This is a genomic window from Pseudomonas mandelii (assembly GCF_006438925.1).
Classification (GTDB): Bacteria; Pseudomonadota; Gammaproteobacteria; order Pseudomonadales; family Pseudomonadaceae; genus Aquipseudomonas; species Aquipseudomonas mandelii_C.
Window position 1 is genome coordinate 42,668 of record NZ_RCZA01000001.1, and the last position, 24,707, is coordinate 67,374.

Annotated in this window: 19 protein-coding genes and 1 tRNA gene; 12 read left to right on the forward strand and 8 right to left on the reverse strand. The window is 58.3% G+C overall.

What is annotated here, in order from left to right:
* Positions 1-160: 160 nt before the first annotated feature.
* The 4 genes from EAH74_RS00210 (at position 161) to EAH74_RS00225 (ending at position 6,408) form a co-directional block, all read left to right on the forward strand.
* A complete protein-coding gene (locus tag EAH74_RS00210) occupies positions 161-2,083 on the forward strand; it encodes a PrkA family serine protein kinase (protein ID WP_033056218.1) in 1,923 nt (640 codons plus the stop codon).
* Positions 2,084-2,284: 201 nt separating this feature from the next.
* On the forward strand, positions 2,285-3,556 hold the full coding sequence (locus tag EAH74_RS00215; protein WP_033056219.1) for a YeaH/YhbH family protein: 1,272 nt from the start codon (positions 2,285-2,287) through the stop codon (positions 3,554-3,556).
* Positions 3,553-5,115, forward strand: coding sequence for a SpoVR family protein (locus tag EAH74_RS00220; RefSeq protein ID WP_046045370.1), 1,563 nt, complete (start codon positions 3,553-3,555; stop codon positions 5,113-5,115). The genes EAH74_RS00215 and EAH74_RS00220 overlap by 4 nt, the downstream gene beginning before the upstream one ends.
* A 63-nt stretch (positions 5,116-5,178) precedes the next feature.
* Positions 5,179-6,408, forward strand: coding sequence for a multifunctional CCA addition/repair protein (locus tag EAH74_RS00225; protein ID WP_140674633.1), 1,230 nt, complete (start codon positions 5,179-5,181; stop codon positions 6,406-6,408).
* Between the two features lie 84 nt (positions 6,409-6,492).
* On the opposite strand, the gene folK is transcribed toward EAH74_RS00225, so the two are convergent.
* Both folK and folB read right to left on the reverse strand, forming a co-directional pair.
* Positions 6,493-7,011, reverse strand: a complete 519-nt coding sequence (folK, locus tag EAH74_RS00230) for a 2-amino-4-hydroxy-6-hydroxymethyldihydropteridine diphosphokinase (protein ID WP_140674636.1) — start codon at positions 7,009-7,011, stop codon at positions 6,493-6,495.
* Complete coding sequence (folB, locus tag EAH74_RS00235) at positions 7,002-7,358, reverse strand: dihydroneopterin aldolase (protein WP_140674639.1); 357 nt, start codon at positions 7,356-7,358, stop codon at positions 7,002-7,004. Before folB ends, folK begins: the two co-directional genes overlap by 10 nt.
* A gap of 74 nt (positions 7,359-7,432) precedes the next feature.
* Here folB and plsY point away from each other — a divergent pair, with 74 nt between their 5' ends.
* On the forward strand, positions 7,433-8,002 hold the full coding sequence (gene plsY, locus EAH74_RS00240; protein ID WP_140674642.1) for a glycerol-3-phosphate 1-O-acyltransferase PlsY: 570 nt from the start codon (positions 7,433-7,435) through the stop codon (positions 8,000-8,002).
* A gap of 23 nt (positions 8,003-8,025) precedes the next feature.
* On the opposite strand, the gene tsaD is transcribed toward plsY, so the two are convergent.
* A complete protein-coding gene (tsaD, locus tag EAH74_RS00245) occupies positions 8,026-9,051 on the reverse strand; it encodes a tRNA (adenosine(37)-N6)-threonylcarbamoyltransferase complex transferase subunit TsaD (RefSeq protein WP_008147192.1) in 1,026 nt (341 codons plus the stop codon).
* Positions 9,052-9,250: 199 nt separating this feature from the next.
* Between tsaD and rpsU the strand changes: the two genes are divergently transcribed.
* From rpsU to EAH74_RS00275, 5 genes are all read left to right on the forward strand, one after another.
* Positions 9,251-9,466 carry a 30S ribosomal protein S21 gene (rpsU, locus tag EAH74_RS00250; RefSeq protein WP_002551877.1) on the forward strand — a complete coding sequence of 72 codons (216 nt, stop codon included), beginning with the start codon at positions 9,251-9,253 and terminating at the stop codon, positions 9,464-9,466.
* Positions 9,467-9,948: 482 nt separating this feature from the next.
* Complete coding sequence (dnaG, locus tag EAH74_RS00255) at positions 9,949-11,916, forward strand: DNA primase (RefSeq protein WP_056741298.1); 1,968 nt, start codon at positions 9,949-9,951, stop codon at positions 11,914-11,916.
* 67 nt (positions 11,917-11,983) lie between these two features.
* Positions 11,984-13,834, forward strand: coding sequence for an RNA polymerase sigma factor RpoD (gene rpoD, locus EAH74_RS00265; RefSeq protein WP_008147190.1), 1,851 nt, complete (start codon positions 11,984-11,986; stop codon positions 13,832-13,834).
* A 122-nt stretch (positions 13,835-13,956) separates the two neighbouring features.
* Entirely contained in the window at positions 13,957-17,703 is a 3,747-nt protein-coding gene (locus EAH74_RS00270; RefSeq protein ID WP_140674645.1) for an EAL domain-containing protein, read from the forward strand.
* Between the two features lie 15 nt (positions 17,704-17,718).
* Positions 17,719-17,795: transfer RNA gene (locus EAH74_RS00275), tRNA-Ile, on the forward strand.
* Between the two features lie 178 nt (positions 17,796-17,973).
* Here EAH74_RS00275 and EAH74_RS00280 read toward each other — a convergent pair.
* From EAH74_RS00280 to EAH74_RS00300, 5 genes are all read right to left on the reverse strand, one after another.
* Positions 17,974-18,738, reverse strand: coding sequence for an ABC transporter ATP-binding protein (locus EAH74_RS00280; protein ID WP_140674648.1), 765 nt, complete (start codon positions 18,736-18,738; stop codon positions 17,974-17,976).
* Between the two features lie 23 nt (positions 18,739-18,761).
* Positions 18,762-19,472, reverse strand: a complete 711-nt coding sequence (locus EAH74_RS00285; protein ID WP_140674651.1) for an ABC transporter permease — start codon at positions 19,470-19,472, stop codon at positions 18,762-18,764.
* Positions 19,469-20,197, reverse strand: a complete 729-nt coding sequence (locus EAH74_RS00290; protein WP_140674654.1) for an ABC transporter permease — start codon at positions 20,195-20,197, stop codon at positions 19,469-19,471. The genes EAH74_RS00285 and EAH74_RS00290 overlap by 4 nt, the downstream gene beginning before the upstream one ends.
* A gap of 55 nt (positions 20,198-20,252) precedes the next feature.
* Positions 20,253-21,035 (reverse strand): transporter substrate-binding domain-containing protein, encoded by a 783-nt coding sequence (locus tag EAH74_RS00295; protein ID WP_140674657.1) that lies wholly within the window; start codon positions 21,033-21,035, stop codon positions 20,253-20,255.
* Positions 21,036-21,476: 441 nt separating this feature from the next.
* Positions 21,477-22,130 (reverse strand): peptidase M41, encoded by a 654-nt coding sequence (locus EAH74_RS00300; protein WP_140676129.1) that lies wholly within the window; start codon positions 22,128-22,130, stop codon positions 21,477-21,479.
* A gap of 205 nt (positions 22,131-22,335) precedes the next feature.
* Between EAH74_RS00300 and EAH74_RS00305 the strand changes: the two genes are divergently transcribed.
* Both EAH74_RS00305 and EAH74_RS00310 read left to right on the forward strand, forming a co-directional pair.
* Entirely contained in the window at positions 22,336-22,797 is a 462-nt protein-coding gene (locus EAH74_RS00305; protein ID WP_110965191.1) for an Lrp/AsnC family transcriptional regulator, read from the forward strand.
* 221 nt (positions 22,798-23,018) lie between these two features.
* Positions 23,019-24,701, forward strand: coding sequence for a flavin monoamine oxidase family protein (locus tag EAH74_RS00310; RefSeq protein WP_140674660.1), 1,683 nt, complete (start codon positions 23,019-23,021; stop codon positions 24,699-24,701).
* Positions 24,702-24,707 lie beyond the last annotated feature (6 nt).

A 24,707-nucleotide genomic window follows, 5' to 3' on the forward strand; every position in this document is an offset into this window, starting at 1 on the left:
GGGAGAGCCGGTACACCGGCGCGCGGGTCATCGGGAGTAGCTTTCGGGGTAGTCAGCTCCGAAGGAGTTCTGGGGGGTAAACAGCGACTGCATATTCGGTCGCTGCCAGCATCGACTGAATGATCCGGCGTCGGCTCCACGTATCGAGCGAGGTGACGTCATGAGTATCTTTAGCCACTTCCAACAACGCTTCGAGTCCACACGCCAGGAAGAACTCTCGCTGCAAGAGTATCTTGAGCTGTGCAAAAGCGACCGCAGCGCCTACGCCTCAGCCGCCGAGCGTCTGTTGCTGGCCATCGGTGAGCCGGAGCTTCTCGACACCTCGGCCAACTCAAGGCTGTCGCGAATCTTTTCCAACAAGGTAATCCGCCGCTATCCGGCCTTTGAAGACTTCCACGGGATGGAAGAATGCATTGACCAGATCGTGTCGTATTTCCGCCATGCCGCTCAGGGCCTGGAAGAGAAGAAACAGATTCTCTATCTGCTCGGCCCTGTGGGTGGCGGTAAATCGTCCCTGGCCGAGAAGCTGAAACAGCTGATCGAAAAAGTGCCCTTCTACGCGATCAAGGGCTCGCCGGTATTCGAATCACCTCTGGGTCTGTTCAACGCCACCGAAGATGGCGCGATCCTCGAGGAAGATTTCGGCATTCCACGGCGCTACCTAAACACCATCATGTCGCCATGGGCTACCAAACGCCTCGCCGAATTTGGCGGCGACATCAGCCAGTTCCGCGTTGTGAAGCTGTATCCGTCGATCCTCAACCAGATCGCCGTGGCCAAAACCGAGCCGGGAGATGAAAACAACCAGGATATCTCGGCGCTGGTGGGCAAGGTCGATATCCGCAAACTCGAAGAATTCCCGCAGAACGATGCCGACGCCTACAGCTATTCGGGCGCACTGTGCCGGGCCAACCAGGGCCTGATGGAATTCGTCGAAATGTTCAAGGCACCGATCAAGGTGCTGCACCCACTGCTGACCGCCACTCAGGAAGGCAACTACAACAGTACCGAAGGTCTGGGGGCCATTCCGTTTACCGGGATCCTGCTGGCCCACTCCAACGAATCGGAATGGCACACCTTCCGCAACAACAAGAACAACGAAGCCTTCATCGACCGGATCTACATCGTCAAAGTGCCGTACTGCCTGCGGGTCAGCGACGAAGTGAAGATCTACGACAAGCTCTTGTTCAACAGCTCCCTGGCCAAGGCTCACTGCGCGCCAGACACCCTGAAGATGCTTGCCCAGTTCACCGTACTCTCGCGACTGAAAGAGCCGGAAAACTCCAACATCTACTCCAAAATGCGCGTGTATGACGGTGAAAATCTCAAGGATACCGATCCGAAGGCCAAGTCGATCCAGGAATACCGCGACAACGCGGGTGTCGACGAAGGCATGAACGGCTTGTCGACCCGCTTCGCGTTCAAGATCCTGTCGAAAGTGTTCAACTTTGATCCGCACGAAATCGCTGCCAACCCGGTGCACTTGCTTTACGTGCTGGAACAACAGATCGAACAGGAACAATTCCAGGCGGAAACCCGCGAACGCTATCTGCGCTTCCTCAAGGAGTACCTGGCACCGCGTTATATCGAGTTCATCGGCAAGGAAATCCAGACCGCCTACCTCGAGTCTTATAGCGAGTATGGCCAGAACATCTTCGATCGCTACGTGCTGTACGCCGACTTCTGGATCCAGGACCAGGAATACCGCGACCCGGAAACCGGCGAGATCCTCAACCGCGTAGCGCTGAACGAAGAACTGGAGAAAATCGAAAAACCGGCCGGCATCAGCAATCCGAAAGATTTCCGCAACGAAATCGTCAACTTCGTGCTGCGCGCCCGGGCCAACAACAACGGCAAGAACCCGACCTGGCTCAGCTACGAAAAACTGCGGGTGGTCATCGAGAAAAAAATGTTCTCCAACACCGAGGACCTCCTGCCAGTCATCAGCTTCAACGCCAAGGCCAGCAAAGAGGACCAGCAGAAGCACAACGACTTCGTCACACGGATGGTCGAGCGGGGCTACACCGACAAACAGGTACGACTGCTGTCCGAGTGGTACCTGCGGGTCAGAAAATCACAATAACCCGCTGCCGGTCAGACCGGTTGTCGTCAGCCAGAGGTCTGTGTACGCATTTTCTGTTACACAGACCTCTGGAAGGTGTTCGAAAGTCGGTAGCGAGGTCAGTCAGCGTCCAAAAGCGCTTGGGGGAGCGTGAACATCCCTTGGCACCGTCGATGCTGCATAACCGCTCGCCCCTTTCAGGACAGCTTCTAAGGAGCAGTCATGAGCTATGTGATCGACCGACGTCTCAATGGCAAGAACAAGAGCACGGTGAACCGTCAGCGGTTTCTGCGGCGTTACCGTGATCACATCAAAAAGGCTGTCGAAGAGGCGGTCAGCCGGCGCTCCATTACCGATATGGAGCACGGCGAACAGATCAGTATCCCCGGTCGCGACATTGACGAGCCGGTGCTTCACCACGGTCGCGGTGGCAAGCAGACCGTCGTGCACCCGGGCAACAAGGAATTCACCAGCGGCGAGCACATTGCCCGCCCGCCCGGAGGTGGCGGTGGCAGAGGACCCGGCAAGGCCGGCAACTCGGGCGAAGGGATGGACGAATTCGTCTTCCAGATCACCCAGGAGGAATTCCTCGAATTCATGTTCGAGGACCTTGAGCTGCCGAACCTGGTCAAGCGCAACCTGACCGGCACTGACACCTTCAAGACCGTTCGTGCCGGGATCAGTAACGAGGGCAATCCGTCGCGGATCAACATCATCCGCACCTTGCGCTCGGCCCATGCACGGCGAATCGCCCTGTCTGGCAGCAGCCGGGCAAAATTACGCGAAGCCAAAGAAGAACTGCTGCGACTCAAGCGGGATGAGCCAGACAACTTCGGCGATATTCAGGAAGTCGAAGCAGAAATCGAAAAACTCAGTGCGCGCATTCATCGCGTACCGTTCCTCGATACCTTCGACCTCAAGTACAACCTGCTCATCAAGCAACCCAACCCCAGCTCCAAGGCGGTGATGTTCTGCCTGATGGACGTGTCCGGCTCCATGACCCAAGCGACCAAGGACATCGCCAAGCGTTTCTTTATCCTGCTGTACCTGTTTCTCAAGCGTAACTACGACAAGATCGACGTCGTGTTCATCCGCCACCACACCAGTGCCCGGGAAGTGGACGAAGAGGAGTTTTTCTATTCTCGCGAAACCGGCGGCACCATCGTTTCCAGCGCCTTGAAACTGATGCAGGAGATCATGGCCGAACGCTATCCGAGCAATGAGTGGAATATCTATGCCGCCCAGGCCTCCGACGGCGACAACTGGAACGACGACTCGCCGATCTGCCGCGACATACTGATCAACCAGATCATGCCGTTCGTGCAGTACTACACTTACGTTGAGATCACCCCGCGCGAACATCAGGCCTTGTGGTTCGAGTACGAACGCATCGCCGAAGCCTTCTCTGACACGTTTGCCCAGCAACAACTGGTCTCGGCCGGGGATATCTATCCGGTCTTCCGTGAACTCTTCCAGCGCAGGTTAGTGACATGACCGCCAAAGAGCAGAAGCGCCAACCCATTTCCACCGGCTCCGAATGGACGTTCGAGCTGATTCAGGCCTACGACAAAGAAATCAGTCGTCTGGCGGCTCGCTATGCGCTCGATACTTACCCTAACCAGATCGAAGTGATCACCGCCGAGCAGATGATGGACGCCTACGCCTCCGTCGGTATGCCGCTGGGTTATCACCACTGGTCCTACGGCAAACACTTCCTCAGCACCGAGAAATCCTACTCTCGCGGCCAGATGGGGCTGGCGTACGAGATCGTGATCAACTCGGACCCTTGCATCGCCTATTTGATGGAAGAAAACACCATCTGCATGCAGGCGTTGGTCGTCGCCCATGCCTGCTACGGGCATAACAGCTTTTTCAAAGGCAACTACCTGTTCCGCACCTGGACTGACGCCAGTTCGATCATCGATTACCTGGTCTTCGCCAAGCAATACATCATGCAGTGCGAAGAGCGCCACGGTATCGACGCGGTCGAGGACCTGCTGGATTCCTGCCACGCCCTGATGAACTATGGGGTCGATCGATACAAACGCCCCTATCCGATTTCCGCCGAAGAAGAACGTCGCCGGCAAAAGGATCGGGAAGAGCATTTGCAGAAACAGATCAACGATCTGTGGCGGACCATTCCAAAAGGTGCGGACAAGTACAGCGACAAGGACAACGCGCGCTTCCCCGCCGAACCTCAGGAAAATATCCTCTACTTCATCGAAAAACACGCACCGCTGCTGGAGCCATGGCAGCGGGAAATCGTGCGGATCGTGCGCAAGATCGCTCAGTATTTCTACCCGCAACGTCAGACTCAGGTGATGAACGAGGGATGGGCCACGTTCTGGCATTACACCCTGATGAACGACCTGTATGACGAAGGCCTGGTGACCGACGGCTTCATGATGGAGTTTTTGACGTCCCACACCAGCGTGGTCTATCAACCCGGCTTCGATAGCCCCTACTACAACGGCATCAACCCCTACACCCTGGGTTTTGCCATGTACCGGGACATTCGCCGCATGTGTGAACACCCGACCGAAGAGGACTACCGCTGGTTCCCAGAGATTGCTGGGACCGACTGGCTGTCGAGCATCAAATTCGCCATGAGCAGCTTCAAGGATGAAAGCTTCATCCTGCAGTACCTTTCACCCCAGGTGATCCGTGACCTGAAGCTGTTCAGCATTCTTGATGACGACCAGAAAGATGACTTGCTGGTACCGGCGATTCACGACGAAGGGGGTTACCGCATCATCCGTGAAACCTTGGCGGCGCAGTACAACCTGGGCAATCGTGAACCCAACGTGCAGATTTACAGCATCGACCGGCGTGGTGACCGCTCGCTGACCTTGCGTCACCAGCAACACGACCGCAAACCGCTGGGCGAGTCCACCGAGGAAGTGCTCAAACACCTGCACCGCCTCTGGGGCTTCGATATTCATCTGGAAACCCTGCAAGGGGACCAGGTGATGAAAACCCATCATGTTCCGCCCAGAGGTGAACACAGCGAAGGGGATTACGGCCGGCTGGACCTGGCTGTCATCCATCTTTGATCCTGTTTCTGCCTCCGGAGGTTCGACGCAAAGGTTATTCTGTCGGGCTAACGGAGGTTTTTTATGCAGATTTATAAAGTCGGCGGTGCGGTACGCGATCGCCTGCTGGGCAAGCCTGTCACCGACATCGACTGGGTTGTGGTTGGCGCCACCACTGAAGAAATGCTCGCCAAAGGCTTTCGGCCGGTGGGTGCGGATTTCCCGGTTTTTCTTCACCCCAAAAGTGGTGAGGAATACGCCCTCGCCCGGACCGAGCGTAAAAGCGGACGCGGTTACGGCGGTTTTACCTTTCACGCCAGCCCAGAAGTCACCCTCGAAGAAGACCTGATTCGCCGTGACCTGACCATCAATGCCATGGCCGAAGACGATCAGCAGAACCTGACCGATCCTTACCACGGCCAGCGCGATCTCGAGGCGCGCCTGCTTCGTCACGTTTCCCCCGCGTTCGCCGAAGATCCGCTCAGGGTTCTGCGTGTTGCCCGCTTCGCAGCGCGTTATGCCGGGCTCGACTTCACCGTGGCGTCGGAGACACTGGAACTGATGCGCCAACTCAGCGAATCAGGCGAACTGGAGGCCTTGACCGCCGAACGCAGTTGGAAAGAAATTTCCCGCGCCCTGATGGAAGATCAGCCACAGGTGTTTATCGAAGTGCTGCGCGAGTGTGGCGCTCTCAAGGTATTGATGCCGGAAGTCGATGCCCTGTTCGGCGTACCGCAACCGGAAGCCCACCACCCGGAAATCGACACGGGCGCGCACACCTTGAGCGTGCTGGAGCAAGCGGCGCGGCACAAACAACCACTCACCGTGCGCTGGGCCTGTCTGCTGCACGACCTCGGCAAGGGACTGACGCCCAAGGAAGAGTGGCCCCGACACATAGCTCATGAGCACAAGGGCTTGAAACTGATCAAAGCGGTCAACGAACGCTTCAAGGCGCCGAAAGACTGTCAGGAGCTGGCTCTGCTGGTGGGCGAATATCACACCCACGGCCATCGCGCTCTGGAGCTGAAGCCGTCGACGTTGCTGGAGTTGCTGCAGAGTTTTGACGTTTACCGTCGGCCGCAGCGGTTCGAGGAATTTATCGCGGCGTGCGAGATGGATGCGCGCGGACGTAAAGGGCTGGAGCAGCGAAGTTATCCACAGGCTGATTATTTGCGGGGGGCGGCGAATGCTGCTCGGACCGTAGCGGTTCAGCCGTTGCTGGAGAAGGGATTCAAAGGGCCGGAGCTGGGTGAGGCGATCAAGCGAGAGCGGCTTAAGGCGCTGAAGGCCTACAAAGAGGCGGCGTCTGCCTGAAAAGCTTCGCGAGCAAGCCCGCTCCCACACGGGACAGCGCACATCCCTGTGGGAGCGAGCCTGCTCGCGAAGGCGTCATCCGCATCACAACAATGCTGAAGGGGTCAGCTGCTCACCGCGCCACTCAAACGCCACGGGCGCCAACACCTGATCAATCTGCGCCTCACGCCACAACGTCGCAAAGCTCTTGCCTACACCCGGATGCACTCTGTCCGGCGCAATCAGCGACAACGGCCACAGCACGAAAGCATTTTTCAGAATTTCTGCCCGCGGCAGGATCAAGCCATCGAAGTTGCCCACCAGATCGCCGAACAGCAGCACGTCGATATCCAGCGGCAAACCCTTGCGATCCGGCGCATAACGGCCGTTGTCCGCCTCGATGAATTTCAGCCGGCGATCCAGCTCCATCAGCGGCAAATCGGTAAAAGCCGACACCACAAAATTGAAGAATGGCCCGCTCTTGATCCCCACCGACTGACTTTCGAACACCGCCGAGCAGCGTATATCCACCAGAAAACCTGCCAAGGCTTCCAGGCCAGCCTGCAAATGGGATTCGCGCTCGATATTGCTACCGAGCCCGAGAAACACCTGAGTCAGCGACATCCGCGCTCGATCTCCACGCCCACACCACCCGTGGCAGCCGGGATGGCGCCTGGTTTGGTCAGCTTGAGGCGCATCCAGGTGATCTTGAACTCGCTCATCAGCACTTCAGCCAGACGTTCGGCGAAGGTCTCGACCAACTGGAACTGCGTCTGCTCGGCAAAAGCCTGGATACGCGACGACACACTGGCGTAATCGAGCGCCAGCGTCAGGTCATCACCGGCGGCGGCCGGGCGATTATCCCAGGCGAAGCTCAGATCAAGACGCAAGCACTGTCGGATGCCTCGCTCCCAGTCGTAGGCACCAATCACGGTGTCGACTTCCAGGCCCTCGATAAACACTCTGTCCAAGCACTTTTCTCCGCTGCACGACAAGGGCGCAATGCGCCGTTAGAATCAGGGCGTCCTCGCCCGGAATAGTTAGCATGTTTTGGTTACTGGCGACCCTCGCCTACCTGCTCGGCTCTCTGTCCTTCGCCATTTTGCTCAGCCGCCTGACCGGTAAGCCCGATCCGCGAATGAGTGGCTCGGGCAATGCCGGCGCCACCAACATGTTGCGCCTGGCCGGCAAAAAACTCGCCGTCCTGACCTTGATCGGGGACCTCTTCAAAGGCCTGCTACCCGTCCTGATTGCCGGCGTTGCGGACCTTTCGCTTCAAGAACAGGCCTGGATCGGCGTCTGTGCCGTGCTCGGTCACCTGTTCCCGCTGTACTTTCGCTTTCGCGGTGGCAAGGGTGTCGCCACCGCTGCCGGCATGTTGCTGGGCCTCTACCCGCCCGCCGCACTGCTGGCGGTCTGCGCCTGGCTGCTGACGTTCTACCTGACTCGCACCAGCTCACTGGCGGCCTTGATCGCCACACCGCTGACCCTGCCGCTGCTGGCCTGGCAAGAACCGGCGGCACTGCTGCCCATGAGCGCACTCACGGGGCTGATCGTCTGGCGTCATCGGGGCAATCTACGCGACCTGTTTGCCGGGCGCGAACGGCATTTTTAATTACCGGGCATGAGCGCCGCTCATCACAGCGCCGACAATTGCTCCATCGGCCAACGCGCCTGCACGCTGATCGCCAGGCTTTCATGCTGACCGGCCTGCAAACGCTGGCAACCGGCAAAGGCAATCATCGCGCCGTTGTCGGTGCAGAACTCCGGACGAGCATAAAAAACATCGCCCTTCATGTCGCCGAGCATCTTCTCCAGCGAAGTACGCAGTGCCTTGTTGGCGCTGACGCCGCCAGCGATCACCAGACGCCTCATACCAGCCTGTTTCAGGGCCCGCTTGCACTTGATGGTCAAAGTCTCCACCACGGCCTGCTGGAACGCCAGCGAGATGTCGCAACGGGCTTGCTCGCTGTCGTCCCCGGCGCTGACGCTCTGCTGCCAGGTGTTCAGGGCAAAGGTTTTCAAGCCACTGAAACTGAAAGCCAGTCCTGGACGGTCGCACATCGGGCGCGGGAAAGTGAAACGTCCTGCAACCCCTTGCTCCGCCAGTCGAGCGATTTCCGGGCCACCCGGATAATTGAGGCCCATCATCTTCGCGGTCTTGTCAAAAGCTTCACCGGCGGCATCGTCGAGGGTCTCGCCCAAGAGCGTGTATTGACCGATCCCGTCGACCTGAACCAGCTGCGTATGACCGCCAGACACCAACAAAGCGACGAACGGGAATTCCGGTGGTTGCGACTCCAGCATCGGCGCCAGCAGGTGACCTTCCATGTGGTGCACACCCAGCGCCGGAATACCCCAGGCGAAGGCCAGCGCCTGAGCGCAAGAGGCGCCCACCAGCAAGGCACCGACCAGGCCAGGACCCGCGGTATAAGCGATGGCGTCGATCTCGGTCGGCACACAGTCAGCTTCGGCCAACACCTGACGAATCAAGGGCAGCATGCGTTTGACGTGGTCACGCGAGGCCAGCTCCGGCACGACCCCGCCATAGGCGCGGTGCAGGTCGATCTGGCTGAACAGCGCGTCGGCCAGCAGGCCGCGTTCACTGTCATATAATGCGACACCGGTTTCGTCGCAGGAGGTTTCTAATCCCAGTACTAGCATGGGTTTGCGCCTTGTTTAGGCTGAATTCGAAGGCGCGCATAATAGTCGCCACGTGATGCCCCGACCAGCGGTTTTCGATCAGAGGCTTTGCATTCCGAGCGATGAGGGGTTAACATCCGCAACCCTTAAAAACCGACGTCTTCAAGTGCTCTTTTGCCACGAGGATGTTGACCCCGGTAATGAATGAAGGTAGCTCTGGATGCCAGCCGTCAAAGTAAAAGAGAACGAACCCTTCGACGTAGCTCTGCGTCGTTTCAAGCGCTCCTGCGAAAAAGCCGGTGTACTGGCTGAAGTTCGTAGCCGCGAATTCTACGAGAAGCCTACTTCTGAGCGTAAGCGCAAAGCAGCAGCCGCTGTTAAGCGTCACGCCAAGAAAGTTCAGCGCGAACAGCGCCGCGCCGTTCGTCTGTACTAATACACAGACGTTCGTAGCAAGCTTCTGCCAAGCCCGGCCCTCAGCCGGGCTAATGGCATTTGCGGACAACGCTTGATGCTTCACCGTCAAAGCCGCACACGCGACCGAGACAAACCTGCTTCACAGCGTCAGACCTGGCTCTTTTGCCAGCGGTGCACGTCTTTTCTGACGAGCCTTCCAAGGCTACTGACGAGCACACCCACTGATTCCTCTCACGACGATCAGCCCAAGGCACCTTCTTGCGTGCCAGCTTATGAGCTATCCGAGGCCATCGACAGGCCGCAGCCGGATTCAGCGCAACACTTTCAAATAGTCGAATACTGATTGGTACTAACGTCAGTGGATTTTCGGCAGATACACTTCCCGACAGCGATTACGCAGACGACACTGGTCGAGCCGCACATTTTGCGCGCCTCAAACAACGACCCGCGCTCAGCCGCTCTTCGTTTCGGATCAATTGCAGCGCAGATGACGAGAACGCCATGGCCGGGCTAATTCCCCAGAGCTTCATTGACGACCTTCTGAACCGCACCGACATCGTCGATGTGGTCAGCTCGCGCCTGCAAATGAAAAAGGCCGGCAAGAATTACACCGCTTGCTGCCCGTTCCACAAAGAGAAAACCCCCTCCTTCAGCGTCAGCCCCGACAAGCAGTTCTATTATTGCTTTGGCTGCGGCGCTGGTGGCAACGCCCTCGGCTTCATGATGGACCACGACAATCTGGATTTCGTCCAGGCTGTCGAAGAACTGGCCAAAGCCGCCGGCATGGAAATCCCCCGCGAAGAAAGCGGACGGCCGCACAAACCGCGGCAGCCGACCGATTCGCCGCTCTACCCGCTACTCACCGCCGCCGCCGACTTTTACCGTCAGGCACTGAAAAGCCATCCATCGCGAAAAGCAGCCGTGGATTACTTGAAAGGTCGCGGACTGACCGGCGAAATCGCCCGAGACTTCGGCCTCGGCTTTGCCCCGCCCGGCTGGGACAATCTGTTCAAGCACTTGAGCAGCGACACCCTGCAACAGAAAGCCATGATCGATGCCGGCCTGCTGATCGAGAACGCCGAAACCGGCAAACGCTATGACCGCTTCCGCGATCGCGTGATGTTCCCGATCCGCGACAGCCGCGGACGAATCATCGCCTTCGGCGGCCGGGTATTGGGCGACGACAAGCCGAAATACCTGAACTCACCGGAAACCCCGGTATTCCATAAGGGCCAGGAACTCTACGGCCTCTATGAAGCACGCAAGAACAACCGCAACCTCGACGAAATCATCGTCGTCGAAGGCTACATGGATGTTATCGCCCTCGCCCAGCAAGGCCTGCGCAATGCTGTCGCGACCCTGGGCACCGCCACCAGCGAAGAGCACTTGAAGCGCCTGTTTCGCGTCGTGCCCAACGTGCTGTTCTGTTTCGACGGCGACCAGGCAGGTCGAAATGCCGCCTGGCGGGCATTGGAGGCAGCGCTGCCGAGCCTGCAGGACGGGCGGCGCGCACGCTTTCTGTTCCTCCCCGAAGGCGAAGACCCGGACACGCTGGTCCGCTCCGAAGGCACTGATGCCTTCCGCGCACGGATCAACCAGCACGCCCAACCATTAGCGGATTATTTTTTTCAACAGCTGACCGAGGAATCGGACCCGCGCTCGCTCGAAGGCAAGGCCCACATGGCCACCCTCGCCGCGCCGCTGATCGACAAAGTCCCGGGGGCGAACCTGCGCATCCTGATGCGTCAGCGCCTGACTGAAATTACCGGGCTTAGCGGTGAAGCCGTGAGCCAGCTGGTACAAAGCGCACCTCAGGAAGCACCGCCGGCGTACGACCCGGGCATCGATTACGACGCCATGCCGGATTACAGCGACTACCATCAGCCGCAGGCACAAGAGATGTATGTGCCGCAGCAGGAATGGACGCCGAAGAAACCCGGCGCAGGCGGCAAAAAATGGGACAAAAAACCGTGGGACAAAAACGGCAAACGCGGTGGTGATCACGATCAACCCCGCGCGCCACGGGTGCCGGCCGCTGTAGAGCCGCCGACCCTGGCCGCCTTGCGCACGCTATTGCATCACCCACAATTGGCCGAGAAAGTCGAGGATGCCGGGCACTTTGCTGCCGAGGATCACACCAACACGCAATTACTGGTGGCCCTTCTCGAAGCCGTACAGAAGAATCCCAAGCTAAACTCATTTCAGTTGATTGCACGCTGGCACGGTACGGAGCAAGGACGTTTGCTCAAGGCGCTGGCGGAAAAGGAATGGCTGATTGACGGAGATAACCTTGAACAACAGTTTTTCGACACCATTACTAGCTTGTCAGCCCGCCAACGCGAGCGAAACCTGGAACAACTTCTCAGGAAAGCACGTCAAAGCGAACTGAGTGCCGAAGAGAAAAATCAACTGCGCGACCTATTAAGTCGCAATGTTTCCGCAACAAGCCCGACCTCAACTGGCGCGTGAGGTCATAGCTCAGGTATAATCCTCGGCTTGTTTTTTGCCCGCCAAGACCTTCAGTGGATAGGGTGTTATGTCCGGAAAAGCGCAACAGCAGTCTCGTATCAAAGAGTTGATCACACTTGGTCGTGAGCAGGGTTACCTGACTTACGCGGAGGTCAACGACCACCTGCCGGAGGATATTTCAGATCCGGAACAGGTGGAAGACATCATCCGCATGATCAATGACATGGGGATCAACGTATTCGAGGTTGCGCCAGATAAGGATTCCCTTATGCTGGCCGACGCCGATACCGACGAAGCCGCGGCCGAAGAGGCAGCAGCAGCGTTGGCAGCGGTCGAGACCGACATTGGTCGCACCACCGACCCAGTGCGCATGTACATGCGTGAAATGGGTACGGTAGAGCTCCTCACACGTGAAGGCGAAATCGAAATCGCCAAACGTATTGAAGAGGGCATCCGCGAAGTGATGGGCGCAATTGCGCACTTCCCTGGCACGGTTGACCATATTCTGTCCGAATACACTCGCGTCACCACCGAAGGTGGCCGCCTGTCCGACGTCCTGAGCGGTTATATCGACCCGGACGACGGCATTGCGCCGCCTGCTGCAGAAGTGCCGCCGCCTGTCGACCCGAAAGCCGTGAAAGCGGACGACGACACCGACGACGACGACGCTGAAGCCAGCACCGACGACGAAGAAGAAGCCGAAAGCGGTCCGGATCCGGTCATCGCAGCTCAGCGCTTTGGCGCTGTCTCCGATCAGATGGAAATCACCCGCAAGGCGCTGAAAAAGCACGGTCGTGGCAACAAGCTGGCAATTGCCGAGCTGGTGCTTCTGGCTGAGCTGTTCATGCCGATCAAACTGGTTCCGAAGCAATTCGAAGGCCTGGTCGAGCGTGTTCGCAGTGCCCTGGATCGTCTGCGTCAGCAAGAGCGCGCGATCATGCAACTTTGCGTTCGCGATGCTCGTATGCCGCGTGCCGACTTCCTGCGCCAGTTCCCGGGCAATGAAGTCGACGAAAGCTGGACCGACGCACTGGCCAAAGGCAAAAGCAAATACGCTGAAGCCATTGGTCGCCTGCAACCGGACATCATTCGTTGCCAGCAGAAGCTGACCGCGCTGCAAACCGAAACCGGTTTGACGATCGCCGAGATCAAGGACATCAACCGTCGCATGTCGATCGGTGAGGCCAAGGCCCGCCGCGCGAAGAAAGAGATGGTAGAAGCGAACTTGCGTCTGGTGATCTCCATCGCCAAGAAGTACACCAACCGTGGTCTGCAATTCCTCGATCTGATCCAGGAAGGCAACATCGGTTTGATGAAAGCGGTAGACAAGTTCGAATACCGCCGCGGCTACAAGTTCTCGACTTATGCCACCTGGTGGATCCGTCAGGCGATCACTCGCTCGATCGCCGACCAGGCCCGCACCATCCGTATTCCGGTGCACATGATCGAGACGATCAACAAGCTCAACCGCATTTCCCGTCAGATGTTGCAGGAAATGGGTCGCGAACCGACCCCGGAAGAGCTGGGCGAACGCATGGAAATGCCTGAGGACAAGATCCGCAAGGTATTGAAGATCGCTAAAGAGCCGATCTCCATGGAAACCCCGATCGGTGATGACGAAGACTCCCATTTGGGTGACTTCATCGAAGACTCGACCATGCAGTCGCCGATCGATGTCGCCACTGTTGAGAGCCTTAAAGAAGCGACTCGCGAAGTTCTGTCCGGCCTCACTGCCCGTGAAGCCAAGGTTCTACGCATGCGCTTCGGTATCGACATGAATACCGACCACACCCTCGAGGAGGTTGGTAAGCAGTTCGACGTGACCCGTGAACGGATTCGTCAGATCGAAGCCAAGGCGCTGCGCAAGCTGCGCCACCCGACGAGAAGCGAGCATTTGCGCTCCTTCCTCGACGAGTAACAACAAAACCCCCGGCCCAGGCCGGGGGTTTTGCTTTTATACAGATTAAATCCCCCGCTCCTCCCTCCCTCCGAATTGCCCGTCTACACTCGAAACATTCCCCGAGCCATAACGAGACCGTTATGCCCAGACTGCCGACTGTGCTTTTTTTGCTGTCGCTGTTGACCTGGACCGCAACGGCTGGCGCGCTGACTCTGACCGACGAAGAACGTAGCTGGCTTACGGCCCACCCGGACTTGCGCCTGGGTGTCGATGCGTCATGGCCACCCTTCGAGTTTCGCGACGATCAGGGCCGCTATCAGGGCCTTGCAGCAGACTATATCGACCTGATCCGTCAACGCCTGGCCATCAAGCTCACGCCCATCGAGCCCGTCAGCTGGACCGTTGTCCTGGAACAGGCCAAACAAGCCAAGCTCGACCTGTTGCCTGGCATCATGTCGACCCCGGAGCGCCAGAGTTATCTGTCGTTCACTCGCCCCTACCTGGACTTTCCGATTGTCATCCTTGCCCATGTCGGAGGCCCCCAGCCACGTAAACTCGAAGACCTGTACGGGTTGAAAGTCGCCGTGGTGGAAAACTACGCCCCCCACGAACTGTTGCGCACCCACCATCCCGATCTCAATCTGGTGGCGATGCCCAACGTCAGCTCAGCACTGCAGGCGCTGGCAACTGATGAAGTGGATGCGGTGGTCGGCGATCTCGCCTCCAGCGTCTGGAGCCTGCGTCAGCTCAAGCTCGACGGGCTCTACGTCAGCGGCGAAACCCCCTATCGCTATCAATTGGCGATGGGCGTGCCCCGGGACAACAAAATACTGGTCGGCATTCTGGATAAAGTCCTGGCAGACATGACCCCGGACGAAATAAGCGCCATCCAGGAGCACTGGGTCGGCAACGTCCTCGATCATCGAACCTTCTGGTCCGATCTGCTGGTTTACGGTCTACCGGGATTGCTCCTGCTGATCATCGTGCTGGTGGTCGTTATCCGGATCAATCGCCGACTGAGCTCAGAAATCGCTCGCCGGGTCGACCTGGAACAAGAACTGCGCAGCAGTGAATACCATTACCGCGGACTGGTGGAGAGCCTTTCGGCCATCGCCTGGGAAGCGCGGATCAGCGATTTCACCTACAGCTACGTATCGCCCCATGCCGAGGATCTGCTCGGTTACCCCCTGTCTCATTGGCTGATTCCGGGCTTCTGGCGCAACATCATTCACCCGGCCGACCTGACCCGCGCCCAGACCTTTTGCGATCACGAAGTACTGGCCGGGCGCGACTACAGTCTCGATTACCGGGTCATCACCGCCGATGGCCGCTGCATTTGGGTGCGCGATATTGTCAGCCTGATTGAGCACGGCCATGAACCGGTGTTGCGCGGGCTGATGATCGACATCAGCGAAGCCAAGCGCACCGAAGAGGCGTTGCGTCTGTCGGAACAGAAGTTCGCCTCGGTGTTCCAGCAATGCCCGGACATACTAGTCATCGCGCGACTCTCCGACGGCTGCCTGCTGGAGGTCAACGAAGCGTTCGAAGAACAGATCGGTCTCAAGGCCGAAGACGTCATCGGCCAGACGGCCACCGACCTGAACATCTGGGGCATACCCGGCGTCGGGCCAGGCTTGTTGCAACGGTTGCAGGCCGGCAGCATCCGTAACCTGGAGATGCCCTTTCGCCGCAACAATGGCCAAGTGTTTACCGGCCTGATCTCCGCTGAACCGTTCGACCTCGATACAACCCCTGCGCTGGTAGTGGTCGTGCGGGACATCAGCCAGCTCAAGGAAACCCAGAAACAGCTGCAAACCTCCGAAGAGAAATTCGCCAAGGCCTTCCATGCCTCTCCCGATGGCTTGCTATTGTCCCGGCAGAGCGACGGCTTACTGATTGAGGTCAATGAGGGTTTCAGCCGCATTACCGGTTTCAACAGCGCGATGTCCGTGGATCGCTCCGCCCTCGAGCTGGGAATCTGGGTCAATCTCAACGAACGCAAACAGATGCTCGATCTGCTGCACCGGGACGGATTCGTCCGCGACTTCAGTTGCCATATACGCCGCAGCGACGGGCAGATCCGCCTTTGCGAGGTGTCCAGCCGTCCGCTGCCGATCGGCGATGAAGATTGCATGCTGACCATCGCCCGGGACATCACCGAGCGACACCTGATGCAGGAGAAACTGCAACAGGCCGCGACGGTATTCGAGAGCACCGCCGAAGGTGTATTGATCACCGACACCCAACAGCACATCAGCGCGGTCAACCGTGCGTTTACCGAAATCACCGGCTACAGCGAGAGCGAAGCGTTGGGCCACACCCCTCGCCTGCTCGCCTCGGGCCTGCACGACAGCGCGTTTTATGCCGCCATGTGGCATCAGCTGACCGCCGAAGGTCATTGGCAGGGCGAAATTTCCAACCGGCGCAAAAATGGAGAGCTTTACCCGAGCTGGCTGACCATCAGTGCGGTGCGCAACCGGGACAGGTTCATCACCCACTTTGTCGCGGTGTTCGCGGACATTTCCAGCCTCAAACACGCCCAGGCCAAGCTCGACTACCAGGCTCACCACGACCCGCTGACCGGGCTGCCGAACCGCACGCTGTTCGAGAGCCGATTGCTGACTGCGCTGAACAACCAACAGGAAAACGGCGGCCAGGGCGCGGTACTGTTCCTGGACCTGGACCGTTTCAAACACATCAACGACAGCCTGGGTCACCCGGTCGGTGACCTGCTGCTCAAGGGCATTGCCGTGCGCCTCAAGGAGCAGTTGCGCGACATCGACACCGTGGCGCGCCTGGGCGGCGACGAATTCATCATCTTGCTGCCCGGGCTGCAGCAATCCAGTGATGCCGACAACATCGCGACCAAATTGCTCAATTGCTTCAGCGCACCGTTCCAGGCTGGCGAGCATGAGTTTTTTATCAGCGCCAGTATCGGCACCAGCCTGTATCCCAAGGATGGCTGCGACGTCGCCACGCTGGTCAAGAACGCCGATGCGGCGATGTACCGCTCCAAGGCCAAGGGTCGCAACCGGGTCGAAAGCTACACCCGCGACCTCACCGCTCAAGCCAGCGAGCGAGTGGCACTGGAACATGAACTGCGACGCGCTATCGAGCGCAACGAACTGCACCTCCATTATCAACCGAAGATCAGCCTGGTCGACCATCGCCTGGTCGGCGCAGAAGCGCTCATTCGCTGGCGCCACCCGACCTTCGGCGATGTTCCACCGGAGCACTTCATTCCCCTGGCCGAAGAAAACGGCATGATCCTGCAAATCGGCGATTGGGTTCTCGAAACCGCCTGCCGGCAGATGTTCGAGTGGAATCAGCTTTACGAACCCGTCGGCCCGCTATCGGTCAACCTCGCGGGCGCTCAATTGCGCCAGCCGAACCTGCTAGGTCGGATCGAACAATTGCTCAAGGACAACCGCCTCAAACCCGGTTTCCTGCAACTGGAAATTACTGAAAACTTCATCATGAGCCAGGCTGAAGAGGCGCTGGCAGTGCTGCATCAACTCAAACACCTGGGTGTGCAACTGGCGATCGACGACTTCGGCACCGGTTACTCATCCCTGAGTTACCTCAAACGTCTGCCACTGGACATTCTCAAGATCGACCAGTCTTTCGTCCGCGGCCTGCCGGATGATCCCCACGACGCAGCCATCGTTCGCGCCATCATCGCCCTGGGCCGCAGCATGCAATTCACCATCATCGCCGAGGGCGTCGAAACCCTCGCGCAGCAGCAATTCCTCGCCGCCGAAGGCTGTGAACAGATCCAGGGCTATATCGTCAGCCTGCCCTTGCCACCGGAAGAATTTGCCGCGACGTTTCTTCGTATAGCCATTTCAGACTTTTCGGATAGCACAGCGGAGAAACCGTCGCTATAATCCGCGGCCTACTGAGGGCCTATAGCTCAGTTGGTTAGAGCAGGGGACTCATAATCCCTTGGTCGTAGGTTCGAGTCCTACTGGGCCCACCAAACAAGAAAGCCGCGCAATGCGCGGCTTTTTCGTGTTCGAGGCCTGGATTTTCGAAGCCGCTTTTTCTGTATGAATACGGAAAGTGTCCGCCCTCCCCATCCTGTTTTCTGGACGCCCAGTATCCATGCACCTTTGATCGACCTACTAGTCGCTCAAAGGTGCATGGATTATGGCGGCTTACTTCAGGTTGCCACTGAGAAACTGCTGCAGACGTCCGCTTTGCGGGTTGCCCAGCACTGCTTCGGGCACACCCTGCTCTTCCACCCGTCCCTGGTGCAGGAACAGCACTTGGTTCGACACTTTGCGCGCAAAGCTCATTTCGTGAGTGACCATGATCATGGTGCGGCCTTCTTCGGCCAGCCCCTGAATCACCTTGAGCACTTCGCCCACCAGCTCCGGGTCCAGGGCCGAGGTCGGCTCGTCGAACAGCATGATCTCCGGTTCCATCGTCAGGGCCCGGGCGATGGCGACGCGTTGCTGCTGACCACCGGAGAGGAACGCCGGGTATTGATCGGCAACGCGCGACGGCAACCCCACCTTGTCGAGATAGCGTCGGGCGCGCGCCTCGGCATCCTTCTTGCTGACACCCAGCACCCGGCGCGGGGCCATGGTGATGTTGTCGAGCACGGTCATGTGGCTCCACAGGTTGAAATGCTGGAACACCATCGCCAGGCGCGTGCGCAGGCGTTGCAGCTCATCGGCGTCGGCCACGCGCATACCGTGGCGGTCATGGACCATGCGAATCGGCTGGTTATCCAGGGTCATTGCGCCGTCATTGGGCGTTTCCAGGAAATTGATGCAACGCAGGAAGGTGCTCTTGCCCGAACCACTAGCGCCGATCAGGCTGATCACATCGCCGGTTTTAGCGTTCAGCGAGACACCCTTGAGCACTTCGTGGTTGCCGTAGCTTTTATGCAGGTTTTCAACAGTCAGTTTGTACATGTGCGCAAACGTCCTCTACGGAATTAGTGAGCCGGGCCAAGGAAAGATAGCCAGCGGCGTTCGGCCAGGCGGAACAAACCGACCAGAGAGAAAGTGACTGCCAGGTAGATGATTGCGGCGATACCGAACGACTGGAATGTCAGGAAGGTTGCCGAGTTGGCGTCTCTGGCGACCTTGAGAATGTCCGGCACGGTGGCGGTAAAAGCCACAGTGGTCGAGTGCAGCATCAGGATCACTTCGTTGCTGTAGTACGGCAACGAGCGGCGCAGGGCCGATGGCATGATGATGTAGGCATAGAGCTTCCAGCCGCGCAGGCCATAGGCCTTGGCTGCCTCGACTTCGCCGTGGTTCATGCTGCGGATCGCCCCGGCGAAGATTTCCGTAGTGTAGGCGCAGGTGTTCAGGGCAAAGGCCAGAATGGTGCAGTTCAAGGCGTCGCGGAAGAACGCATCAAGTACCGGCTGGGCGCGTACCGCAGCGAAGCTGTAGATGCCGGTGTAGCAAATCAACAGCTGGATATACAGCGGCGTACCGCGAAACAGATAGGTGTAGAACTGCACCGGCCAGCGCACCCAGACGTTGGACGACACCCGGGCAATCGACAACGGCACCGACATCACGAAGCCGAAGAAAATCGAGGCACTGAGCAACCAGAGGGTCATGGCCAACCCGGTGATGTGACTGCCGTCCTGGTAAAGGAAGGGTCGCCAGTATTCCTGCAGTAGTTCGATCATCGTACGGCCTCCCGGGTGCCTGCTGCGTAGAAGACATCCAGCCGGCGCAAGACGTAATTCGAAGCGGTGGTAATCACCAGATAGATCAAGGCGGCCAGCACTAGGAAGAAGAACAACTGATAGGAGCTTTTGCCCGCATCCTGGGCCACCTTGACCAGATCGGCCAGACCGATGATCGAGACCAACGCGGTGGCCTTGAGGATCACCATCCAGTTATTGCCGATGCCTGGCAGGGCGAAGCGCATCATTTGCGGGAACACCACGAAGCGAAAGCGCTGGGCGCGTGTCAGCCCGTAGGCGGTAGCCGCCTCCATCTGCCCGCGGGGTACGGCGAGGATCGCGCCGCGAAAGGTCTCGGTGAAATACGCACCGTAGATGAAGCCCAGTGTAATGACCCCGGCACTGAACGGGTTGATCTCGATATAGTCCCAGCCCAGCGCTTCGGTCAGGTTGGTCAGCCAGGTTTGCAGGCTGTAGAAAATCAGCAGCATCAACACCAGGTCCGGCACGCCACGGATCAGCGTGGTGTAGGCCTGCGCCGGGACGCGCAGCATAGCTGACTTGGAAAGCTTGGCACTGGCGCCGATCAGGCCGAGGACCACGCTCACCAGCAGCGACAGAAAGGATAATTTGACAGTCATCCAGGAGCCTTGCAGCAACAGCGGGCCAAAGCCCTTAAGGCTGAAGCCGGAAAGCCCCAGAATCTGCAATAGGTATTCGAACATTGAGCAGCCCTTTGGCAATCAAGAAAGCGCCCATCCGGGGATGGGCGCAGGGTCGTTACTTGCCGCTGTAAAGGTTCAGGTCAGCGAAATGCTTCTGCTGGACGGCGGCATAGGTGCCATTGTCGTGCAGAGCCTTGATACCTTTGTCCAGAAGGGCCTTGAGTTCAGTGTTGCCCTTGGTGATGCCCACCGCCGTTTTCGATGGAAGCAGCTCGCTCTTGACCGGCTTGCTGACTTCAAAGTTGGCACCTTGTGGCGACTTCAGGAAGCCCAGTTCGGCTTGCAGCATGTCCTGGATCGAAGCATCGAGGCGACCGGAGATCAGGTCCGCGTAAACCTGGTCCTGATTGGCGTAGGCCTGTGTCTCTACTCCGGCCTTGTCCAGCACGGCCTTGGCGTAGGCTTCCTGGATGGTGCCTTGCTCGTAGCCGACTTTCTTGCCCTTTAGCGTGGCCGGATCGGCGTCGATGGCGGCGCCTTTTTTGAATACCAGCCCGGTTGGGCCAGAGAACAACTCGCTGGAGAAGTCGATGACTTTTTCGCGGGCTGGTGTGGCGGTCATGGAAGAGATCACGCCGTCGAACTTGTTGGCCTTGAGGCCGGGAATCATGCCGTCGAAATCGCTTTCGACCCACTTGCACTTGACCTTCAGCTCAGCGCAAATCGCGTTACCCAGGTCGATATCGAAGCCCACCAGGCTGCCATCGGCCGCTTTGGACTCGAACGGCGCGTAGGACGGATCGACGCCGAAGCGCAACTCCTTGTATTCCTTGGCCAGCGCGGAGCCGGCAGCCATGCAGAGAGCCAATGCGGAAAGGGTCAGAAATGTTTTTTTCATTGTTTTTATTCCTAAAGACCAACATGAGCGCTTGTGACACATGAGTACTGTTATGGAGCTCGTATGTCACTTTGGAAGAAGTAACACCCAACAGCTCGCGCTCCTGGTGAACAAGGAGGCAGAGCTCACGGGGAGAGGAGTCTAGAAGCAAGCGAGTGCGACGATAAGACGCAAAGTGCATTTATTTGACGAATTATTGGTCATTATGACGAACAATAGTGACTGTATGATGCGTTTACGCTAATTCGTTAGTCATGAAGCGCTGCTGCAACCGGAACAAATCGCACTGATTGCGAACCACCTCCATCACATCCACCCAGTGCTGTTAATGGCGGCAATCTTTGGCGTGCGTGCGGATCGCTGAAGTCGCGCGTACACCACTGATTTGGGCCACGGTGACGCGGCCAGGGTCCCTGATGCTGGGGGCGCTGCTGATCGCCCTCAACTTGCAGAAGCAACAGTTAACGCCGGAATGGCCTGCACGGCCCGCAGGCGTTCAAGCATTTCACCCGTCAACACGACCTCATACGTATCCGCCGCCCTACCCCACTGCTCCACGATGACCATGCCGTCGACCAGCGCCCCCGCTAATTCGGAAATCGTATCGGCCAATTCCTCTACGATTTTTTGAGTCCGCCCCCACACACGATCAGTTATCACTTTAAGCTCAGCCGTTATGCCGTCCGACGACGCGGGATCCGTATCGGGGTAGGCGATGTTGCGTAGCAAGTGCCGTAACTCCCTTATTTTTGCGTAATCCTGTTCCGCCCCCAGCGCTCCTTTCAGGATGGCTGCCGCTTTCGACTTATCGACGGTTTTTTTGGGCGATTGTTTTGAAGCCAATGTCTGCCCCATAGCGCCAGCCAAGAGCACCACCATCCGGGCTTCCAAATACGCCTTCATCGCGTCCATCGAAGAAATGGACCGCGCCAAGGTGATGGAAGCTCCCCCTTGATGCCTCAAGTCCATGGTCACTGTCAGACTCACGCCGCCTGTTGCAAAACCCAAGGCGCGGGCCACGACGTAGTGCCCCATTTCGTGATGTGCAATCTGCAATGCATGGTCCCGCATTGCGGGAGGCATCTTGTTTGTCATTTCCATTGCCTCGCATCCCTCGATTTCGCATTCGATTACGACTGACTGTCGGTGTCCATTCTGTCGATCAAGCCTTGCTCAAGCCAAAGAAGAACCCGATATGTAGAAAACGCTATGAACGGTACCGAGACTAGATCAACCATCCGCGATGCGAGATGTGCCTGTAACATGCCAACCCATTGATCTATACCGCTGGAGACGACCTTTGCCTGACACTCGCTCACCCGTTCTTGACGAAATCGACCGCCAATTGATTGCAGCCCTGCAGATCAATGCCCGCGAGAGCGTAGCCATGCTCGCACGCCAACTGGGCATCGCTCGCACCACCGTCACTTCGCGATTGGCTCGACTGGAAAAGGCCAAAGTGATCACCGGTTACGGCGTGCGTTTGGGTCAACGTGTCGTTGATGGTGGCTTGCAGGCGTACGTCGGGATCACGGTGCAACCGCGCTCGGGCAAGGAAGTATTGCGACGTCTCAGCGCGATGGCTCAGGTGCAGCAGTTGTGTGCGGTCAGTGGCGAATTTGATTACGTGGCCTGGTTGCGCACCGACTCACCTGAGCAGCTGGATCAGTTGCTCGATCAAATTGGCAGCGTGGATGGGGTGGAGAAGACGACTACATCGATCATCTTGAGTAGCAAGATTGATCGGGGGCAGCCGGTTTGAGTGTTTGCCGATAGTTCTTTGGTGTCTGGGAGGGCCTCATCGCGAGCAAGCTCGGCTCCCACATTGACGGTGTGTAGCAATCTATCGTCATTCTGATCAAACAATTAGCAAAACGACGACACATTGCGTCTTATTAACGTGTTCTACGCTCACTAGAATGGCTGCCATCTTTTCCTATACTCAGACGCGCACTCCGCGTCCGGTCGCCAGCAAGGTCAGCCATGAACAAGAACAATCGCCATCCTGCAGACGGTAAAAAACCAGTCACCATTTTCGGTCCGGACTTTCCCTTCGCCTTCGACGACTGGATCGAGCACCCGGCCGGCCTGGGCAGCATTCCTGCGCACAACCAAGGCGCTGAGGTTGCGATCGTCGGTGCCGGCATCGCAGGCCTGGTGGCTGCGTATGAATTGATGAAACTGGGCCTAAAACCCGTCGTCTACGAAGCCTCGAAAATGGGCGGTCGTCTGCGCTCGCAGGCGTTCAATGGCGCCGAAGGCATCATCGCCGAGCTCGGCGGCATGCGTTTCCCGGTGTCGTCCACCGCGTTTTATCACTACGTCGACAAGCTCGGCCTTGAAACCAAACCTTTCCCGAACCCGCTGACACCTGCCTCGGGCAGCACGGTGATCGACCTCGAAGGTCAGACCCATTACGCACAGAAGCTGGCGGATCTTCCTGCGCTGTTCCAGGAAGTCGCCGACGCCTGGGCCGACGCGCTGGAAGCCGGTTCGCAGTTCTCTGACATCCAGCAAGCGATCCGCGACCGTGATGTGCCGCGCCTCAAAGAGCTTTGGAACACCCTCGTTCCGCTGTGGGACGACCGCACCTTCTACGACTTCGTTGCCACTTCCAAAGCCTTCGCCAAGCTCTCGTTCCATCACCGCGAAGTGTTTGGTCAGGTCGGTTTCGGTACCGGCGGCTGGGACTCGGACTTCCCGAATTCGATGTTGGAAATCTTCCGCGTGGTCATGACCAACTGCGACGATCACCAGCACTTGGTGGTCGGCGGCGTTGAACAAGTGCCGCTGGGCATTTGGCGTCATGTGCCGGAGCGCTGCGTGCACTGGCCCGAGGGCACCAGCCTCAGTTCGTTGCACAGGGGCGCTCCACGCTCCGGCGTGAAGAAAATCGCCCACGCAGCAAACGGCCGTTTTACGGTCACCGACAACTACGGCGACACCCGCGAATACGCCGCTGTTCTGACCACGTGCCAGAGCTGGCTGCTGACCACCCAGATCGAATGCGACGAAACCCTGTTCTCGCAAAAGATGTGGATGGCCCTCGACCGCACCCGCTACATGCAATCGTCGAAAACCTTCGTGATGGTCGACCGACCATTCTGGAAGGACAAGGATCCAGAAACCGGCCGCGATCTGATGAGCATGACCCTCACCGATCGCCTGACTCGCGGCACCTACCTGTTCGACAACGGCGACGACAAGCCGGGCGTGATTTGCCTGTCGTACTCGTGGATGAGCGACGCGCTGAAAATGCTCCCGCACCCAGTGGAAAAGCGCGTGAAGCTGGCGCTGGATGCATTGAAGAAGATCTACCCGAAAGTCGACATCGCTGCGCGGATCATCGGCGATCCGATCACCGTGTCCTGGGAAGCCGACCCGCATTTCCTCGGGGCTTTCAAAGGCGCCCTGCCCGGCCACTATCGCTACAACCAGCGTATGTACGCGCACTTCATGCAGGCTGACATGCCGGCCGAGCAGCGCGGGATTTTCATCGCTGGTGACGATGTTTCATGGACGCCTGCCTGGGTCGAAGGCGCGGTGCAGACCTCGCTCAATGCGGTGTGGGGCATCATGAAACACTTCGGCGGTGAAACTCACGCCGAGAACCCGGGTCCAGGAGATGTGTTCAACGAGATCGGTCCGATCGCCCTGCCCGAGTAAGAGGAA

Excerpts from the sequence above, each read along its gene's own strand:
- EAH74_RS00210 (WP_033056218.1), top strand. The coding sequence starts at position 161 with ATGAGTATCTTTAGCCACTTCCAACAACGCTTCGAGTCCACACGCCAG.
- EAH74_RS00215 (WP_033056219.1), top strand. The coding sequence starts at position 2,285 with ATGAGCTATGTGATCGACCGACGTCTCAATGGCAAGAACAAGAGCACG.
- EAH74_RS00220 (WP_046045370.1), top strand. The coding sequence starts at position 3,553 with ATGACCGCCAAAGAGCAGAAGCGCCAACCCATTTCCACCGGCTCCGAA.
- EAH74_RS00225 (WP_140674633.1), top strand. The coding sequence starts at position 5,179 with ATGCAGATTTATAAAGTCGGCGGTGCGGTACGCGATCGCCTGCTGGGC.
- folK (WP_140674636.1), bottom strand. The coding sequence starts at position 7,011 with ATGTCGCTGACTCAGGTGTTTCTCGGGCTCGGTAGCAATATCGAGCGC.
- plsY (WP_140674642.1), top strand. The coding sequence starts at position 7,433 with ATGTTTTGGTTACTGGCGACCCTCGCCTACCTGCTCGGCTCTCTGTCC.
- tsaD (WP_008147192.1), bottom strand. The coding sequence starts at position 9,051 with ATGCTAGTACTGGGATTAGAAACCTCCTGCGACGAAACCGGTGTCGCA.
- rpsU (WP_002551877.1), top strand. The coding sequence starts at position 9,251 with ATGCCAGCCGTCAAAGTAAAAGAGAACGAACCCTTCGACGTAGCTCTG.
- dnaG (WP_056741298.1), top strand. The coding sequence starts at position 9,949 with ATGGCCGGGCTAATTCCCCAGAGCTTCATTGACGACCTTCTGAACCGC.
- rpoD (WP_008147190.1), top strand. The coding sequence starts at position 11,984 with ATGTCCGGAAAAGCGCAACAGCAGTCTCGTATCAAAGAGTTGATCACA.
- EAH74_RS00270 (WP_140674645.1), top strand. The coding sequence starts at position 13,957 with ATGCCCAGACTGCCGACTGTGCTTTTTTTGCTGTCGCTGTTGACCTGG.
- EAH74_RS00280 (WP_140674648.1), bottom strand. The coding sequence starts at position 18,738 with ATGTACAAACTGACTGTTGAAAACCTGCATAAAAGCTACGGCAACCAC.
- EAH74_RS00285 (WP_140674651.1), bottom strand. The coding sequence starts at position 19,472 with ATGATCGAACTACTGCAGGAATACTGGCGACCCTTCCTTTACCAGGAC.
- EAH74_RS00290 (WP_140674654.1), bottom strand. The coding sequence starts at position 20,197 with ATGTTCGAATACCTATTGCAGATTCTGGGGCTTTCCGGCTTCAGCCTT.
- EAH74_RS00295 (WP_140674657.1), bottom strand. The coding sequence starts at position 21,035 with ATGAAAAAAACATTTCTGACCCTTTCCGCATTGGCTCTCTGCATGGCT.
- EAH74_RS00300 (WP_140676129.1), bottom strand. The coding sequence starts at position 22,130 with ATGACAAACAAGATGCCTCCCGCAATGCGGGACCATGCATTGCAGATT.
- EAH74_RS00310 (WP_140674660.1), top strand. The coding sequence starts at position 23,019 with ATGAACAAGAACAATCGCCATCCTGCAGACGGTAAAAAACCAGTCACC.